Source organism: Sutcliffiella horikoshii (assembly GCF_008180725.1).
Classification (GTDB): Bacteria; Bacillota; Bacilli; order Bacillales; family Bacillaceae_I; genus Sutcliffiella_A; species Sutcliffiella_A horikoshii_B.
The window spans coordinates 147,968-163,995 of the sequence record NZ_VTEV01000004.1 but is presented as its reverse complement, the minus strand read 5'-3'; the positions used below and the strand labels follow the sequence as shown (position 1 = coordinate 163,995).

The following is a 16,028-nucleotide window of genomic DNA, read 5'->3' as shown; positions in this document are numbered from 1 at the left end:
TTTGCTTATAAAAAAATATTAAGCTTTTATAAAGTAGAAGCTTCTACCGCATCCTTGATATGGTGAACTTTTTCAAGCCTCCCCACTAAGTTATTCGGATTAATAATTGCAATTAATCTCCTATCAAGATTTACCATCCCACTTATATATGGAGAAGACTGTAATGCCAACACATTTAAATCCTTAATGGCCTCTTTTTTTACATCCAGGATTTCTTTCGCATCTTCCACTAATAACCCTATAGAAAGTTCCGATGTTTGAACCACAATTAAACGTGTCTTATCGTTCACTTCAATCGGGCCAGAAAATAATATATGCTTCACGTCAAGAACCGGTATTAGTTGTCCCCTTACTTTCATAAGGCCTTTTAAATAAGCCTCCATTTCAGGCAATGCAGTTACGTTTCCAAGCTTTTCAATGGACACCACATGATCAACTGGTATGCCATACTCTTCTTCATTTACTTCAAAAATCACTAGTTTTTGGGATTCCATGACTTTTCTCCTATTCGCCCTTTTTCTCTATTATAAAACAAGGTATTAAAAAAAGCTTGGCAAATTCACCAAGCTTTCCCATTTTATTTTGCTACTTCTTTTATGATGCTAACAACCAGTTCCGTTGTTTTAATCAATTCTTCAATTGGCATTCTTTCATTTGTTGTGTGGATTTCTTCGTAACCAACAGCAAGGTTGACTGTTGGAACGCCAAATCCTGCGATAACATTGGCATCACTGCCTCCGCCGCTACGTTGTAGTTCAGGCGTTCTTCCTATCTCCGTAACCGCACGCTTTGCTACTTCCACCACATGATCACCATCAGCAAATTTGAAGCCTGGGTACATAACGTCTACTGTTACTTCCGCACGGCCACCCATATCTGCTGCAACTGTTTCAAATGCGTCCTTCATTTTGGCCACTTGAGCTTCCATTTTTTCAGGAACTAAAGAACGAGCCTCTGCTAAAATATCGACACGGTCACATACGATATTTGTTGGACCGCCACCTTCAAAACGTCCAATGTTTGCAGTCGTTTCTTCATCAATACGACCTAAAGGCATTTTGGCGATGGATTTAGCAGCAATCGTAATCGCAGAAATCCCTTTTTCCGGTGCAACTCCAGCATGAGCCGTCTTCCCGTATATCGTTGCCTTTACTTTAGCTTGTGTAGGCGCTGCAACGATGATGTTTCCAACTGTTCCATCGCTATCAAGAGCAAAACCGAATTTTGCAGTTACTAAAGCTGGATCTAGAGCTTTTGCTCCTACAAGACCGGATTCTTCACCGACTGTGATGACGAACTCGATTTTTCCGTGTTCGATGTTATTTTCTTTTAGTACTTTCACCGCTTCAAGCATGGCAGCAAGTCCTGCTTTATCATCAGCTCCAAGGATAGTCGTACCGTCAGTCACTATGTAACCGTCTTTAATGGATGGTTTAATTCCCTTACCTGGAACCACTGTGTCCATATGGGACGTGAAATAGATGGTATCCACATCATCTTTTGTGCCTTCAAGTGTACAGATCAGATTACCTGCACCATGTCCCGTTTCATTCATGGTATCATCTTCTACTACTTGGACACCAAGAGCAGAAAATTTTTCTTTCAATACTTTGCAAATTTCTGCTTCAAATTTCGTTTCTGAGTCTACCTGTACAAGCTCTAAAAATTCTTCGACAAGTCTGTCTCTATTAATCATATGTATGTTCCTCCTACTACTTTTTGAATCCCATCCTATTATAACCTATTCATGTGATTTTTTCCTTGCTTGAGCCTACACCAATAAAAAAGATAGCAGGCTTATACCCACCTACTATCTCTCCTCACGAATTATAGTGGGATATTCCCGTGTTTTTTATATGGTCTTGTTTCCTTTTTATTGCGAAGCATTTCTAGTGATTGGATCAATTTAATCCTTGTCTCTCTTGGATCAATCACGTCATCTACCATTCCTTGGCTTGCCGCCACATATGGATTAGCAAATTTTTCACGATACTCTTCAATCTTCTGGGCGCGTGTCTCTTCTGGATTATCGCTCTCATTGATTTCACGGGCAAAGATGATATTTGCTGCTCCTTGAGGACCCATTACTGCAATTTCCGCATTCGGCCATGCAAATACAAGGTCGGCTCCGATGGATTTACTGTTAAGGGCTACATATGCACCACCATATGCTTTACGCAATATTACAGTAAGCTTTGGCACAGTCGCTTCCGAATATGCATAAAGGATTTTCGCACCATGACGGATGATTCCACCGTGCTCCTGCTTCACACCGGGGAAGAACCCAGTAACATCCTCAAACGTAATCAACGGAATATTGAATGAGTCACAGAATCGAATAAATCTGGATGCTTTATCGGAAGAATCGATATCAAGTCCCCCTGCCATCACTTTTGGTTGATTACAAACTAGTCCAACTACTTCTCCCTTCAGTCTTGCTAATCCGACTACGATATTTTTAGCGAAATCCTTATGAACTTCCATGAACGACCCTTCATCTACTACCTGGTTAATGACAATTCGAACATCGTAAGGTCTGATTGCATCAAAAGGGATGGCATCCGCTAAATCCGGACGGTAGTCATCACCTTGTTCACAAGAAATTCTTTCCGGCTTTTCTTCATTGTTTTGCGGAAGGTAACTTAGCAGATTTCGCACCTGTGCCAATACCTCCTCTTCCGAAGAACTGGAGAAGTGAGCATTACCGCTTATCGCGTTATGTACTTTTGCCCCACCAAGGCCTTCTGAACTGATTTTCTCTCCTGTTACCGTTTCAATTACCTTTGGTCCTGTGATAAACATTTGACTCGTCTTTTCCACCATGAAAACAAAATCGGTAATGGCCGGAGAGTAAACGGCACCGCCTGCACATGGTCCCATAATGACTGATATCTGCGGAATCACTCCTGAATAAATGGAGTTTCTGTAAAAAATGTGCCCATATCCATCTAAGGAAAGAACACCTTCCTGGATACGCGCGCCACCAGAATCATTCAATCCAACAATCGGTGCACCATTTTTCGCAGCCATATCCATGACATTGGCAATTTTCTTGGCATGCATTTCTCCCAGGGCTCCACCAAATACAGTAAAGTCTTGTGAAAATAAATAGATTGGTTTGCCGTTCACTTTTCCATAACCTGTAACGACACCATCTCCAGGACCTTTTTTCCCCTGCAGTCCAAAGTCATTGCATCGGTGTTCGATAAATGGATTAAGTTCTACAAAAGTCCCTTCATCTACCAAAAGCTCAATTCGCTCTCTTGCAGTCAATTTCCCTTTTTCATGCTGCTTGTCTATGCGATCGTCTCCACCGCCAAGTTCTACTTCGCGACGTTTGTCATAAAGCTCGTTTATTTTTTCATAGATATCAATTGTCATGCTGTTTCGCCGCCTTTTCGCAGAATTCTACCAGTACGCCATTGCTTGCTTTTGGGTGCATGAAAGCGATATTCGCCCCGCCAGCCCCGACGCGGGATTGCTTGTCAATCATAGGGATTCCCTTATCCATCATTTCTTGAATTCTATCTTCTATCGATTCTACACTTAAGGCTACATGGTGAATGCCTTCCCCACGCTTTTCGATAAATTTGGCAACCGGACTATCTGGAGAGGTAGGTTCCAATAATTCCAGCTTACAATTCCCGGCATCGATGAATGCCACTCTAACCCTTTGCTCCGCTACATGTTCCACAGCTTCAAAAGTCAACCCCAAAGTCTCTGTATAAAATGGAAGCGCTGTCTCAATTGAGTTTACAGCAATCCCAATATGATTTACATTTTTAATCATGCCAATCCCCCTTGTTGTATGTCCCCTAACTATGACTCTATAACAATTCGACTTTTTGTGCAAAATTCCTTCCTTTTTCGTCTAGAATCGTAACTTGAGAAAGAATTGAAATCCATGTAAAATAGGGATAGTAGAATAAATGGGGAGTGAATGAACTCAAATGATGAATCGCAAATTCCAAAAGGTTGTCGTATATTTAATGATCGGCGTTATGCTTATTACGACACTATTAGCTGGAGCTTCCATGTTTTTTTAATAGATTACCAGACAAAAACGAGCCAGGGATTTCCGGCTCGTTTTTTTTGATTAGCTGTAAAGCTTTAAAAGGGCGTCAATATTGAACAGAAAAACTACAAACACAATATTCATAAGCAGCGTAATGATGAATTCTTTAGATTCCTTAATATAAATATATTGGATGATTGCCTGAAAGCAAAATAGAACTGTAAAGAAAATAATAAAGAGATAATTCATTTCTAGTACTTCTGTTTCAATAAAAGTGGGATACAATACAAATGCTAAAATGACACAAATAACCCTTCCGAGCAAATCTATTTTCTTCCCTTTTGGATCTGTTAGCTTCGCACGTTTTATTCCCAGTAACTTTCTCCCTACCACATCAATAAAAATCAGTGCAACTGCGATTGTTAACATCAACCACACAAAAGTCATAACAACACCCCTTTTCTATAAGAATATGCGGAATGTACCAACATAATAGGACTTCTGTTCCTCAATTTTCCTTTTACAGAGGTCTTCATTTACTCTATGAGGACTTCTCTTCCCCGATTTCCGCTTCACGCAGGTCTTCATACGCTCTATGAGGACTTCTCTTCCCCGATTTCCGCTTCACGCAGGTCTTCATACGCTCTATGAGGACTTCTCTTCCCCGATTTCCGCTTCACACAGGTCTTCATACGTTCTATGAGGACTTCTCTTCCCCGATTTCCGCTTCACACAGGTTTTCATACGTTCTATGAGGACTTCTCTTCCTCGATTTCCGCTTCACACAGGTCTTCATACGCTCTATGAGGACTTCTCTTCCCCGATTTCCGCTTCACAGAGGTCTTCATTTACTCTATGAGGACTTCTCTTCCCCGATTTCCGCTTCACAGAGGTCTTCATTTACTCTATGAGGACTTCTCTTCCTCGATTTCCGCTTCACACAGGTCTTCATACGCTCTATGAGGACTTCTCTTCCCCGATTTCGAATTCACCGAGGTCTTCAAACGCTGTTGTCCCCGACATTGGGAAAATCCACCTCTTAGTAATACGTAAGAAAACACCTAATGTTTCATTTATTTTCCAAAAATTAAAAACCGAACCAAATCGGTCCGGCAAAATTTCTAAAAACCCAGCATCCTTGGAATAAATAACACAGCATCCGCCCAATATGTAATAATCATTAAGATGAAAATTCCCATTAATAGAAATGGGGTGGTTGCTTTAATCAGCTTCTCGATTTTCACATCCGCGATGGATGAGACAACAAACAATCCAGTTCCAACAGGTGGTGTTAAAAGTCCAATGGTTAAATTGATACAGATGATGACACCGAAGTGGATTGGGTCTATCCCAAATGCTACAACAAGAGGCATTAATACAGGAATTAAAATAATCAATGCGGCAATTCCGTCTAAGACCGCACCGAGCAATAGAAGCATCAAATTAACCATCAGCAAGAATACTAGCGGGTTTTCTGAAATGCTTAACATGCCGTCCGCTACAAGTTGTGGAATTTGTTCAAACGCAATCATCCAGCCAAAGATGTTTGCCATCGCAATAAGAAACGTTACGGTGGCGGTACTTATTACCGTGTTCATCAAAAGCTTTGGAATGTTCTTGAGTTTCAATTCCTTATAGAGGAACAGACCAACTATCAAAGCCACGAAACATGCAACTGCAGCTGATTCTGTTGGAGTAAATGCACCGCTTAAAATACCAAAGATGATGATAAATGGAACACTTAATGCAGGGATGACATACAAACCGTGATGTAGAATTTCTTTAAAGGACGCACGGTCACTTTTGGGGAAATTGTACTTATACCCCATAAAGGCAATGAGGCCAATAAAACCTAAACCATAAATGATTCCGGGAATTATTCCTGCCATGAATAATCCACCTATGGAGGTGCCAGAGAGAGTCCCATAAATGATGAATATCATGCTTGGAGGAATGATAGGGGCGACAATGGAGGAGGCAAGGGTGAGCGCGGAGGAAAACTCTCTTTTGTACCCTTCTCTTTCCATTTCAGGGACCATGACCTTACTCATCATCGCAGCCTGAGCATTCGCTGAACCTAATATGGAAGCGATAAACATATTGGATATGATCGTTACGTATGCAAGGCCACCTCTCACATGACCAATTAATGTTTTTGAGAACTTCACTAGCCTTGTTGTAATTCCACCACTATTCATTAATTCGCCCGCAAGCATGAAGAGTGGGATTGCCAATAGCCCGAAATTTTCTAACCCAGAATACAAACGCATAGGGGTGGATTCCAGTAGCACGGGGCTTCCTACAAGTAAGAAGTACAATACAGTTGTCATACCTAATACGAGAGAGATAGGGATACCAATCAGTAAAAATACAAAAAACAAGACAATTACTAGTACTGTCATTCTACTTCCCCCTCTCGAAAAACGACTAGAAAGTTAGTCAAAATATGAAACGATGCACAAGTAAGGCCAATTGGCACTGCGCTATAAGGAATCCACATGGGCAACAGAATGCCACTGGATTTTTGCAAAGCCACATTGGGAGATAATATCCACGTGTAGGTATAATAAAGAATGACGAAAAGAAACAACAGCATACATATATGACCGATCAAGGTTAATGCCTTCCTTATATTTGTTGGTACATACTCCAGGAATATCGAAACAGAAGCCTGGGACTTGTATTTCAGTCCCAAGCTACCTCCAATAAAGCTGATCCAGATTAATAGAAAGATAGATACTTCCCCAGCCCAAGACAAGGGGGAGTTCAGGAAATATCGGAAGGCTACTGATAATGTTATGATAACCGCCATGCACAACATTAAGAATGCACCGAGAAATTTCTCGACTTTGGCTATTCCGTCACTGATTTTCATCATTATGGTGACTTCCCCCTTCAAACTTTATTTTCTATACGTATCAATAAATTCTTTAATTAGAGGATCTGAATCTTTGTATTTTGCATCAAACTCTGCAATCTGGTCTGCAAATGCATCTGCAGGGATATCATAAATTTTCATTCCATTGTCGCTTAGTGTTTGCCTGAATTCTTCCTCCTGTCCAGAGCGAGTATTTACTGCAAAATCGGTGGCTACTGTCAGTGCATCACGAACTAACTCTTGATCTGCTTCAGACATTCCTTCAAATGTCGATTTATTTACGATGGCAACAGATGGCCAAACCATATGGTTGGTAACAGCTCCATATTTTACGACTTCATAATATTTATTAGTGATGGCAGCATCCAAATCCATGTCCATCCCATCAATCACGCCAGTTTGAACGGCTGCATACACTTCAGGAAGTGGCAGTCCTTCAGGTGAGGCACCTGCGGAACGATAAAAATCTTGCATCGGCGGACTTGGCGTTACACGTAACTTTAAGCCGGCCATATCTTCTGGGGAAGTAACTTCCTTGTCTTTAAATAGCATGACACGCTGTCCGGCAAACAGATAATCCAATCCAACAAGACCTTGCTCATCCAATGTAGCCAAAATTTTCTTAGAAACATCAGAGGTTCTAGCTTCATGTGCAGCATTGATATCTTCAAATGCATATGGCATAAACCATGCGGCAAAAGAAGGAGAGCGCGAACTCATATAAGCTGCTGTGATCAATCCAAAGTCTACAGATCCTGCCTCAATTTGTTGAACCATATCTGCCTCTGTACCAAGCTGGCTTGCTGGATAGATTTCCACTTTCATTCTTCCATCGGATTTGCTTTCCAATTCTTCTGCAAATTTTTCTGCAGCCTGATGCCACATATGGTTGGTTGGGGTAATGTGTGCTAATTTAAAGGAATATGTCTTACCTGATTCATCTCCGCTTGTTTCGTCTCCTCCACATGCTGCGAGCAACAATACCATTGAAAAGACCATCATCATAGCAATACTTTTCTTTACCTTTTTCATCGTTCTCCCCCTTTATTTTCCTTATTCATCAAGTTGTGCCTTTGTAACACCGCCTGTACCCCAATTTCCCTTAGGTATTTCCATGAGCAACACCCTCACTTGTTCAGGAGCAGTTCCAAGCGTATGGGTGATGGCTTGGGTAACATTTTGAATCAGTTCTTGTTTTTGCTCGATACTTCTTCCTTCCAGCAAATGAATGTAAGTAATCGGCATATTGGTACTCCTTTACAACTCGACGTTCAATTTCAATGTTCCTAAATGATCGTAGTGAACCTCTACTACATCTCCGTTGTAGACATTAATCGCTTCTGTAATTCCACCGGCAAGAACCACCATTCCAGGTTTGACGGAAAGTCCTTCGCGGGCCAGCATTTTCACCAATTCCACAATAGACTTCACAGGATGATCTAATACTGCCGCTCCCACTCCTGTTTGAACCGTCTCTCCGTTTCTAGCCATTGATACTCCAACCTTATCCCAAGAGGTGAAATATGGAGAGAATGCTTGATTCCCTAGAATGAACTTAGATGAAGATGCATTGTCTGCTACAACATCCTCTAGAGTAAAAGAGAAGTTGCGATACCTGCTGTCAATGACCTCTATGGCAGGGAAGATACATTCTGTTGCCATCCAGACATCACGAACGGTAATTCGGTCTCCTTTCAGTTCTTTGTTAAGAATAAATGCAAATTCAGGCTCCACTCGCGGATGAATGAGATTACCAATATGTAAGGTAGGTTCCGTTAATTCCATAGAAGATGTCAATCTACCATAAATGGCCTCCTCGACTCCAACAGACAGTTGTTTAGCCTTACTAGTCAACCCCATCTTCCAACCTATTAATCTGTCTCCATTCTTTATGGCATGATCCATGCACAGTTTTTGAATTTCATAAGCATGCTCCACATTCATGTTTGGATGACTCAGTGTGATTTTATCCATTTCTTGTCCATTTTTTTGGTGATCTGCCACATGTTTTGCAATTTGAAGTAAGTCCAATTTAGATCCTCCTCTTAAGCCTTTACGGTCTTTTTGGCCATCTCGGCAGCAATATCGACAATCATATCCTCTTGTCCGCCAACTACTTTTCGTTTACCTAGTTCTATCAATATATCCTTTGCATCTACCTTAAACTGTTTTGCTGCTTTGTTGGCATGAACCAAGAAACTTGAGTAAACGCCTGCATATCCAAGCAGCAGACCTTCCCTCGTGATTTCTTGCGGTTTCTGCAAAATAGGGGCGACAATCTCCTCTGCCACATCCATCATTCTATATACATCTATACCAGTCTGAATATTCAGCCTGTCAAGGACAGATACCAACACTTCTGTCTGTGTATTACCGGCACCTGCCCCAAGGCAACGAATGCTCCCATCTATTCTGGTTGCCCCTTGTTCAATAGCTACTAATGAATTGGCCACCGCTAATGAGAGATTGTTGTGGGCATGGAACCCAATTGGTATATCCAAGCTGTTTCGCAAACAATGAACTCTTTCTTTTACTTGATGTGGTAAAAGAGCTCCCGCAGAATCAACCACATAAACCACGTCCGCTCCATAGCTTTCCATCAAGCTTGCCTGTTCGAGCAACTTTTCCGGTGGTGCCATATGAGACATCATCAGAAAACCAACCGCTTCTAAGCCTAGCTCCTTTGCATAAGAAATATGCTGCTTTGACACATCCGCCTCTGTTACATGGGTAGCAATTCGGGCTATCTTGGCTCCACGCCTTGCCGCTTCTTTTAAATGCTGAACGGTACCTATGCCGGGAAGCAACAAGACGGCTATTTTTGCTTTGGTAACAATATCTGCCGCAGCGCTAATGAGGTCCATTTCATTTGTATGCGACAATCCATATTGAAGGGAAGATCCTCCAAGTCCATCACCATGGGACACTTCAATAACAGGTACATTCGCTTCATCTAGTGCTTTGGCTACATTTTTCACTTGATCAATGGTAAATTGATGACTGATGGCATGACTGCCGTCCCTTAGAGCAACTTCTGTAATCCATACATCACGCTTCAACCTGTCCCCTCCCCTCTCTTATGTAGCTTTAATTGCTTTCGCTCTTTTTCCTACCAATCTATCGGCTTTTTCTTCTCCTACTTTTACTGCTGCTGCAGTCATGATATCCAGGTTACCTGAGTACTCTGGCAGGTAATCCCCCGCTCCCTTCACTTCTATGAAAATACTGACCTTATCTCCATTAAATATTGGGTCAGTGCGTAGTCTATAACCTGGTACATATTCTTGAATTTCTTCTACACGTCTAGCTATAGCCGAACTTATTTGTTCTTCTTTTCCTTTAAGGTTTTGCACTTGGCAGTAAACCGTATCTCTCATTAAAATTGGCGGTTCTGCAGGATTAAGAATGATGATGGCCTTGCCATTTTTAGCACCACCTATTCTTTCAATGGCACTAGCTGTAGTAGTAGTAAATTCATCAATATTCATACGAGTCCCTGGACCAGCACTTTTGCTTGCAATGGTTGCAACAATTTCCGCGTACTCCACCTGACACACTTGACTGATGGCATGAATGATTGGAATGGTTGCCTGTCCCCCACAGGTAACCATGTTTACTACAGGTTCATTCATATGTTCCATCAGGTTTACGGACGGGATAACGAAAGGACCTATTGCTGCAGGAGTTAGATCAATGAGATGCTTCTCCGTTTTTTTCAGAGCTTCTACATGCCTGTAATGTGCTTTGGCAGAGGTTGCATCAAAAAGGATGTCTGCAAGGTCCGGCTTTTCTAGAAAACCATCCACTCCATTCATGATAATGGTATGTCCAAAAGCCTTTGCTCGTCTGAGGCCGTCTGAATGAGGATCTATGCCAATCATGGCCGTCAGTTCCAGGGACTTGGAACGATGTAGTTTAAGCATGAGGTCTGTACCGATGTTTCCTGACCCTATAATCGCTACTTTCACTTTCCCCAATGCGTACTCCCCCTTTCTTTATTCAAAGTTCACTTTTACTTCTCCGAGTGTTTGAAATTTGGCTACAAATTCATCGCCGTCTCCTGCGTTTGCTGCGGCGGATAAAGCACCCGACAGAATCACCTCATTGGCTCTCAATCTAATTCCAAATTCGGATAGTTTGTTAGCAAGCCAAGCAACACAATAAGCGGGATCTCCTAAAGCCGCTTTACCGATACCTTCATTGATTAATTGTTCATTCTTATAAAACGCCATTTTTTCTTCCTTAAGATCCAGTTGATGCGGGGGGATTTTTTTATCACCTAGTACGTACAGGGCTGATGAAGCATTATCTGCTATCGTGTCACACAGTTTGATTTTCCATCCTGCTATGCGACTGTCGACAATCTCCAATGCAGCCATTACATATTCAGTTGCTTCCAATACATCCCCTACACTGACATTTGGTCCAGCCAGATCCTTTTTTAAAAAGAATGCTATTTCTCCTTCCACTTTCGGTTCGAGAAGCTGCTGGCAAGAAATAACCCCGTTATTAGGCACTTCCATAGATTGAAGGAGATGACCATAGTCGGGTTCGTTCACGCCAAGAAGCTGCTGCATGGCCAGTGAAGTAAGTCCGATTTTTTTCCCACTGATTGTCTCTCCATTTTCTAGCTTCACCTGAATGTTATCCATTTGAATGTTGTATGCTTCTACCACAGTTAGATCAGGCTTCAATTCAGTTAAAGGTGTCACACCTTTTTTAGATTTTTCTGCATTTAATAACAGGTCTGATAGTTTTTTCGTTTGAATGGTCAATTATAGGAACTCCTTTCTGGCACTAAAGTTTTACCGTTACATTTGACAATTCACTGTAAAAATCAAAGCTGTGCATGCCGCCTTCCCTGCCAATTCCGCTTTGTTTCATCCCACCGAATGGAGTCCTTAAGTCTCTTAAATACCATGTGTTGATCCAGATGATTCCCGCCTCAATTTCCCTTGCAACTCGATGTGCGCGGCGAAGGTCATTCGTCCAGATTGTTGCACCCAGCCCATAATGTGTATCGTTTGCCTGGTCCAATACTTCTTCTTCTGTTTCAAACGGAATAACGGTGACGACTGGCCCGAAGATTTCCTCTTTGACACATCTTGCATGTCGATCAAGTCCAACGACAATAGTTGGCTCAATAAAAAACCCTTTATCAACAGAATCCGGTCGACCACCACCTGTTAAAATGGTCCCGCCTTCTTCCTTAGCTATTTCAATATAGGAGAGAACCCGTTCGTAATGCTCTTTACTGATTACTGCGCCTACTTTGGTTGCAGGATTAAAAGGATCTCCGGTTTGTAGTTCTTTAGTTCTGGCAGTGAACTTTTCAAGAAAAGATTCGTAGATCGAACTCTCCACATAGATTCTTGAACCACAAAGACATACTTCCCCTTGATTCATGAAACTCGATTTAAGCGTGGTATCAATCACTTCATCCAAGTTTGAGTCCGCAAAAATAATATTTGGATTTTTCCCACCGAGCTCATAGGATAATTTTTTCAGTGTAGGAGCTGCCGCTTTCATAATGGCGGATCCTGTTTTGGTTTCCCCTGTAAAAGTAATTGCATCTACACCAGGATGCTCGGTTAATGCAGATCCTGCTGAATCCGCTCCAAAACCATGCACGAGATTAATAACCCCATCCGGTACACCTGCTTTCTTGCAAATTTCCACCAGAACAGTAGCTGTCATTGGTGACCATTCCGCAGGCTTCATAACCGCAGTATTCCCTGCAGCAAGACATGGAGCCAATTTCCAAGTCAATAAGAGTAAAGGTAGATTCCAAGGATTGATCATCCCAACAACTCCAACAGGTCTTCTAATAGAATAATGAAGCGCAACATTATCTTGTTGGTAGGATTCCCCGCCCATTGATGTTAAGAAATCTGCAAAAAAATAAAAATTGTAGGCAGATCTGGTGATGTCCATTTCAAGAGCCAATTCGTAAGGTTTGCCTGTATCCATAGCCTCCAAGACAGCCAGTTCTTCTTTTCTCTCTAAGATTCCATCACCGATTCTTCGCAATAATTCCGACCGCTCCTTGGTTGTATACTTTTTCCAAGGACCTTTTAATGCTTTTCTTGCTGCAGTAACTGCACGATCAATTTCCTCTTTCCCGCCTTCCGCCACTTTCCCAATCACTTCTTCTGTTGCAGGATTGATATTATCGAAGGTTTTCAAGTTAATAGAATCGATGTATTCGCCGTCGATAAAGTGCCTACAATCTATCGGTTTGATTTTCCCAGGAATAACCTCTCTAACTTGCATCAGACAACCCATCCTTTCCAAAATGAAGACTCCCTCTCATCCAAGAGAGAGAAGGAGTCGTTACTCTGCAATTTCAACAATCAATTCTATTTCAATGGCCGTATTGTTAGGCAGTTGTGCCATGCCTACTGCAGAACGAGCATGTCTTCCTCTTTCACCGAATACCTCAACCAATAGGTCTGATGCCCCGTTCATCACCTTAGGTTGATCAGTAAAATTCTCTGTACAATTAACAAAGCCTAACATCTTCACAATCGTTTTCACCCTGCTTAATTCACCTAGCTCATGCTTTAACACACTTAACAAATTAAGCATCGACTGGCGGGAAGCAAGATACCCTTCTTCAATGGTAAAGTCTCTGCCCAATTTACCATGGTATTGATCCACCCCTTGGCCAGCAGTGAAGATTAAATTACCCACTCTGACATGACTGACATAGTTACCGACTGCCGGACGTACATCTCTTAACTCAAGACCTAATTGTTTCAGCTTTTCCTCTGGAGTCATCAGCTTTTGTTCCATAGTCGGTCTCCTTTATATTCAAAAATTCCAAAGCATTCTTCCCTAACAACAAATTTTTGTCCGATTCAGACAGGTCCTCCATTTCATCTACCACTTTTCCTGGTGCAATTTCTCGTAACAGGAAAGGGTAATCAGAACCCATAATCACTTTATCGATACCAAATCGCTCAATCAGAAATTTCATGGTGAGCGAATCATAGTTCAATGAGTCGAAATAGAACTTCTTTGCATAATGACTAGGAGGATGTGTCGTAAGCCTGAGGTGTGGCCATACCTCCCACCCCTTGTCCAAGCGCGGTAATATATATGGGAAAGATCCACCACCATGGGCAAAACAAATTCTGAGGTTCGGGAACTTTTCCATTACCCCACTCCAAATCAAGCTTGCGGCAGCAAGAGCTGTCTCACTTGGCATTCCGATTGTGTACATGAAATTGTGTCTTGGGGTACGGTCTTTCGCCATCGTTTCCCAAGGGTGAATGAAAAGAGGTACACTCCACTCCTCTGCCATCTTAAAGAACTCTGTCAAATGAGGTGAATCAAGATTCTCACCGTTTACATTAGTTCCGATTTCTATTCCGGCAAGTTTCAGGTCATGCATACACCGATCCATTTCCTGAATGGCCACTACCGTATCTTGAAGAGGTACGGTTCCTAGACCAATGAATCGGTTAGGATATTCTTTTACCGTATCAGAGATAAAATTATTTTGAAGATGCGCCATTTCAAGTGCAGCCTCTTTGTCCGCCCAGTAAGAAAATGTCACGGGAATTGGGGATAGAACTTGTATGTCCACACCCTCTCTGTCCATGTCCTGAATACGCTTATGCGGACACCAAACTTGATCGGTCACTTCCCGAAAGACTTTTCCGGCAACCATAATGTTTGCCCCACATGTACAAGTCTGATCTAGCGTCGGCCAGCGGTCTCCACCATATTTTTCTGCAAAGTCCGGAAACTCCTTTGGAATGATATGAGTATGGAAATCTATTCGCATTTCCACACATCTACTTCCTCTGGCATTACATGACCGCAATGGTCACATGTGCGCAGTTTTTCGCTTCCGTTAAACTCCTCGATCGCTCCCTTTACCTGAGTCTCAATATTGGTTAATTGAACCGTCACCCGATGCATTTCTTCATTACAGTTATCACAGAACCAAACAAAGTCCTCTAGCTCTCCTTTGTCCCGTTTCCTTTCTAAAACAATGCCGTACGTGTCTGCCACACGGTGAGGGGAATGAGGTACGTTTGCAGGAAGCATAAACATTTCCCCTTCTTTTACCGTAACCACTTCGCGCTCTCCATTTTCATTGATGCATTCTACATAACAGTCACCTTTCACTTGATAAAAAAACTCGTCTGAGGGATCCACATGGAAGTCCCTTCTTCTATTCGGTCCTCCAAGAAGCATCGCAATAAATTCAGAATCCTCCCAAAGAACTTTATTATTAACCGGCGGCTTCAATAGATGCTTATTGTCCTCGATCACTTTCATAATGTTCATAGATCTCGTCTTTAATGCCATAGCCAATTCCTCCTCATAATTTTGTAAGCGCTATCAAATCGCGCTAATATAACCAAGTTCTTTTGAAATTTGCCTGGATGTCCGTAAAACACTTTGAATGATGGCCTGTTTTTGCTCGCCTTGCATATATGAAATGGGACCAACCATATTAAGAGCCGCTACAGTTTGCCCTGTATAAGAATAAATCGGAGCCGCAATTCCGTATAACCCCAATTCATTTTCATTATTGCTGATGGCGTACCCTTGTTCTCTTATTTCTTCCAATTCTCTTTTTAATTTTTTCACACAAGTGATGGTATTGGGTGCCCTTTGCAACAGGCCTTTAGAAATAGTAGGTTGGATGAATGACGGATTGAAAGACAATAAAATCTTCCCTGTACTTGTACAATAAGCAGGCTTGCGGGCACCGACAAAAGTCGGAACAGGTACGGAATTTTTGGCAGATACCTTCAGGACAAAACGTACCTCCCCAGCATCAAACATACCGATATGGACGGTACCGTTGTACTGGCGGACCAGGTCCTCCACGATCGGAATGGCTTCACTGTATATGTCCTGCTGATACATGACATGATTACTCCACTCGAGCAATTTCCAACCGAGCCGATATTTCTTTCTGCTGTCCTGTATTAATATTCCTTCATGGCATAGCGTACTGACAATATGATGGACCGTACTTACATTCATCCCTAACTTCTCCGCAATTTCCCGGTTACCCAAAACTGGCTCATTTCCTGTAAAACAGTCCAAAATCTTTGCTACTTTCAGCACAGAGGATATCATGTCTTCGCCCCTTTTTCATCAAAGTTCTAC

At 42.0% G+C, this 16,028-nt stretch carries 19 protein-coding genes; 1 reads left to right on the top strand and 18 read right to left on the bottom strand.

Annotated features, from left to right (window positions below):
* Positions 1 to 26: 26 nt before the first annotated feature.
* The 4 genes from FZC76_RS10730 to mce form a co-directional block, all read right to left on the bottom strand.
* Positions 27 to 494, bottom strand: a complete 468-nt coding sequence (locus tag FZC76_RS10730; RefSeq protein WP_148988187.1) for a chemotaxis protein CheW — start codon at positions 492 to 494, stop codon at positions 27 to 29.
* An 83-nt stretch (positions 495 to 577) separates the two neighbouring features.
* Entirely contained in the window at positions 578 to 1,696 is a 1,119-nt protein-coding gene (locus tag FZC76_RS10725; protein ID WP_148988186.1) for a tripeptidase T, read from the bottom strand.
* Between the two features lie 131 nt (positions 1,697 to 1,827).
* A complete protein-coding gene (locus tag FZC76_RS10720) occupies positions 1,828 to 3,375 on the bottom strand; it encodes an acyl-CoA carboxylase subunit beta (RefSeq protein WP_148988468.1) in 1,548 nt (515 codons plus the stop codon).
* The gene (gene mce, locus FZC76_RS10715; protein ID WP_148988185.1) at positions 3,371 to 3,790 is read right to left on the bottom strand and encodes a methylmalonyl-CoA epimerase; all 420 of its coding nucleotides are present in this window, start codon (positions 3,788 to 3,790) and stop codon (positions 3,371 to 3,373) included. Before mce ends, FZC76_RS10720 begins: the two co-directional genes overlap by 5 nt.
* 160 nt (positions 3,791 to 3,950) lie before the next feature.
* Here mce and prli42 point away from each other — a divergent pair, with 160 nt between their 5' ends.
* A complete protein-coding gene (prli42, locus tag FZC76_RS10710; RefSeq protein WP_010194162.1) occupies positions 3,951 to 4,046 on the top strand; it encodes a stressosome-associated protein Prli42 in 96 nt (31 codons plus the stop codon).
* A 50-nt stretch (positions 4,047 to 4,096) separates the two neighbouring features.
* Here the strand turns inward: prli42 and FZC76_RS10705 are convergent, their stop codons facing one another.
* The 14 genes from FZC76_RS10705 to FZC76_RS10640 all read right to left on the bottom strand — a co-directional run bounded on the left by FZC76_RS10705 (position 4,097) and on the right by FZC76_RS10640 (position 15,998).
* Complete coding sequence (locus tag FZC76_RS10705; protein ID WP_148988184.1) at positions 4,097 to 4,462, bottom strand: DUF4181 domain-containing protein; 366 nt, start codon at positions 4,460 to 4,462, stop codon at positions 4,097 to 4,099.
* A 674-nt stretch (positions 4,463 to 5,136) separates the two neighbouring features.
* On the bottom strand, positions 5,137 to 6,417 hold the full coding sequence (locus FZC76_RS10700; RefSeq protein WP_148988183.1) for a TRAP transporter large permease: 1,281 nt from the start codon (positions 6,415 to 6,417) through the stop codon (positions 5,137 to 5,139).
* The gene (locus FZC76_RS10695) at positions 6,414 to 6,893 is read right to left on the bottom strand and encodes a TRAP transporter small permease (protein ID WP_148988182.1); all 480 of its coding nucleotides are present in this window, start codon (positions 6,891 to 6,893) and stop codon (positions 6,414 to 6,416) included. Before FZC76_RS10695 ends, FZC76_RS10700 begins: the two co-directional genes overlap by 4 nt.
* Before the next feature lie 24 nt (positions 6,894 to 6,917).
* Positions 6,918 to 7,925 carry a TRAP transporter substrate-binding protein gene (locus tag FZC76_RS10690; RefSeq protein ID WP_148988181.1) on the bottom strand — a complete coding sequence of 336 codons (1,008 nt, stop codon included), beginning with the start codon at positions 7,923 to 7,925 and terminating at the stop codon, positions 6,918 to 6,920.
* A gap of 21 nt (positions 7,926 to 7,946) precedes the next feature.
* Positions 7,947 to 8,138 carry a 2-hydroxymuconate tautomerase gene (locus FZC76_RS10685; protein ID WP_148988180.1) on the bottom strand — a complete coding sequence of 64 codons (192 nt, stop codon included), beginning with the start codon at positions 8,136 to 8,138 and terminating at the stop codon, positions 7,947 to 7,949.
* A gap of 12 nt (positions 8,139 to 8,150) precedes the next feature.
* Positions 8,151 to 8,924, bottom strand: coding sequence for a 2-keto-4-pentenoate hydratase (locus tag FZC76_RS10680; RefSeq protein WP_148988179.1), 774 nt, complete (start codon positions 8,922 to 8,924; stop codon positions 8,151 to 8,153).
* A gap of 14 nt (positions 8,925 to 8,938) precedes the next feature.
* Positions 8,939 to 9,952: a 4-hydroxy-2-oxovalerate aldolase gene (gene dmpG, locus FZC76_RS10675; protein WP_148988178.1), complete on the bottom strand. Its 1,014-nt coding sequence runs from the start codon at positions 9,950 to 9,952 to the stop codon at positions 8,939 to 8,941.
* A gap of 18 nt (positions 9,953 to 9,970) precedes the next feature.
* Positions 9,971 to 10,870 (bottom strand): acetaldehyde dehydrogenase (acetylating), encoded by a 900-nt coding sequence (locus tag FZC76_RS10670; RefSeq protein WP_148988177.1) that lies wholly within the window; start codon positions 10,868 to 10,870, stop codon positions 9,971 to 9,973.
* 18 nt (positions 10,871 to 10,888) lie between these two features.
* Positions 10,889 to 11,668 (bottom strand): 2-keto-4-pentenoate hydratase, encoded by a 780-nt coding sequence (locus FZC76_RS10665; RefSeq protein ID WP_148988176.1) that lies wholly within the window; start codon positions 11,666 to 11,668, stop codon positions 10,889 to 10,891.
* A gap of 22 nt (positions 11,669 to 11,690) precedes the next feature.
* On the bottom strand, positions 11,691 to 13,166 hold the full coding sequence (locus FZC76_RS10660) for an aldehyde dehydrogenase (RefSeq protein ID WP_148988175.1): 1,476 nt from the start codon (positions 13,164 to 13,166) through the stop codon (positions 11,691 to 11,693).
* A 60-nt stretch (positions 13,167 to 13,226) separates the two neighbouring features.
* Entirely contained in the window at positions 13,227 to 13,688 is a 462-nt protein-coding gene (locus FZC76_RS10655; RefSeq protein ID WP_148988174.1) for a RidA family protein, read from the bottom strand.
* Complete coding sequence (locus FZC76_RS10650) at positions 13,636 to 14,685, bottom strand: amidohydrolase family protein (RefSeq protein ID WP_262372570.1); 1,050 nt, start codon at positions 14,683 to 14,685, stop codon at positions 13,636 to 13,638. Before FZC76_RS10650 ends, FZC76_RS10655 begins: the two co-directional genes overlap by 53 nt.
* Complete coding sequence (locus FZC76_RS10645) at positions 14,676 to 15,215, bottom strand: 3-hydroxyanthranilate 3,4-dioxygenase (RefSeq protein ID WP_148988172.1); 540 nt, start codon at positions 15,213 to 15,215, stop codon at positions 14,676 to 14,678. Before FZC76_RS10645 ends, FZC76_RS10650 begins: the two co-directional genes overlap by 10 nt.
* Positions 15,216 to 15,248: 33 nt before the next feature.
* On the bottom strand, positions 15,249 to 15,998 hold the full coding sequence (locus FZC76_RS10640) for an IclR family transcriptional regulator (RefSeq protein WP_148988171.1): 750 nt from the start codon (positions 15,996 to 15,998) through the stop codon (positions 15,249 to 15,251).
* Positions 15,999 to 16,028 lie beyond the last annotated feature (30 nt).

Coding starts and splice junctions, on each gene's coding strand:
- FZC76_RS10640 (WP_148988171.1), bottom strand. CDS start 15,998: ATGATATCCTCTGTGCTGAAAGTAGCAAAGATTTTGGACTGTTTTACA.
- FZC76_RS10655 (WP_148988174.1), bottom strand. CDS start 13,688: ATGGAACAAAAGCTGATGACTCCAGAGGAAAAGCTGAAACAATTAGGT.
- FZC76_RS10725 (WP_148988186.1), bottom strand. CDS start 1,696: ATGATTAATAGAGACAGACTTGTCGAAGAATTTTTAGAGCTTGTACAG.
- mce (WP_148988185.1), bottom strand. CDS start 3,790: ATGATTAAAAATGTAAATCATATTGGGATTGCTGTAAACTCAATTGAG.
- FZC76_RS10700 (WP_148988183.1), bottom strand. CDS start 6,417: ATGACAGTACTAGTAATTGTCTTGTTTTTTGTATTTTTACTGATTGGT.
- FZC76_RS10645 (WP_148988172.1), bottom strand. CDS start 15,215: ATGGCATTAAAGACGAGATCTATGAACATTATGAAAGTGATCGAGGAC.
- FZC76_RS10690 (WP_148988181.1), bottom strand. CDS start 7,925: ATGAAAAAGGTAAAGAAAAGTATTGCTATGATGATGGTCTTTTCAATG.
- FZC76_RS10685 (WP_148988180.1), bottom strand. CDS start 8,138: ATGCCGATTACTTACATTCATTTGCTGGAAGGAAGAAGTATCGAGCAA.
- prli42 (WP_010194162.1), top strand. CDS start 3,951: ATGATGAATCGCAAATTCCAAAAGGTTGTCGTATATTTAATGATCGGC.
- FZC76_RS10705 (WP_148988184.1), bottom strand. CDS start 4,462: ATGACTTTTGTGTGGTTGATGTTAACAATCGCAGTTGCACTGATTTTT.
- FZC76_RS10650 (WP_262372570.1), bottom strand. CDS start 14,685: ATGCGAATAGATTTCCATACTCATATCATTCCAAAGGAGTTTCCGGAC.
- FZC76_RS10730 (WP_148988187.1), bottom strand. CDS start 494: ATGGAATCCCAAAAACTAGTGATTTTTGAAGTAAATGAAGAAGAGTAT.
- FZC76_RS10695 (WP_148988182.1), bottom strand. CDS start 6,893: ATGATGAAAATCAGTGACGGAATAGCCAAAGTCGAGAAATTTCTCGGT.
- FZC76_RS10660 (WP_148988175.1), bottom strand. CDS start 13,166: ATGCAAGTTAGAGAGGTTATTCCTGGGAAAATCAAACCGATAGATTGT.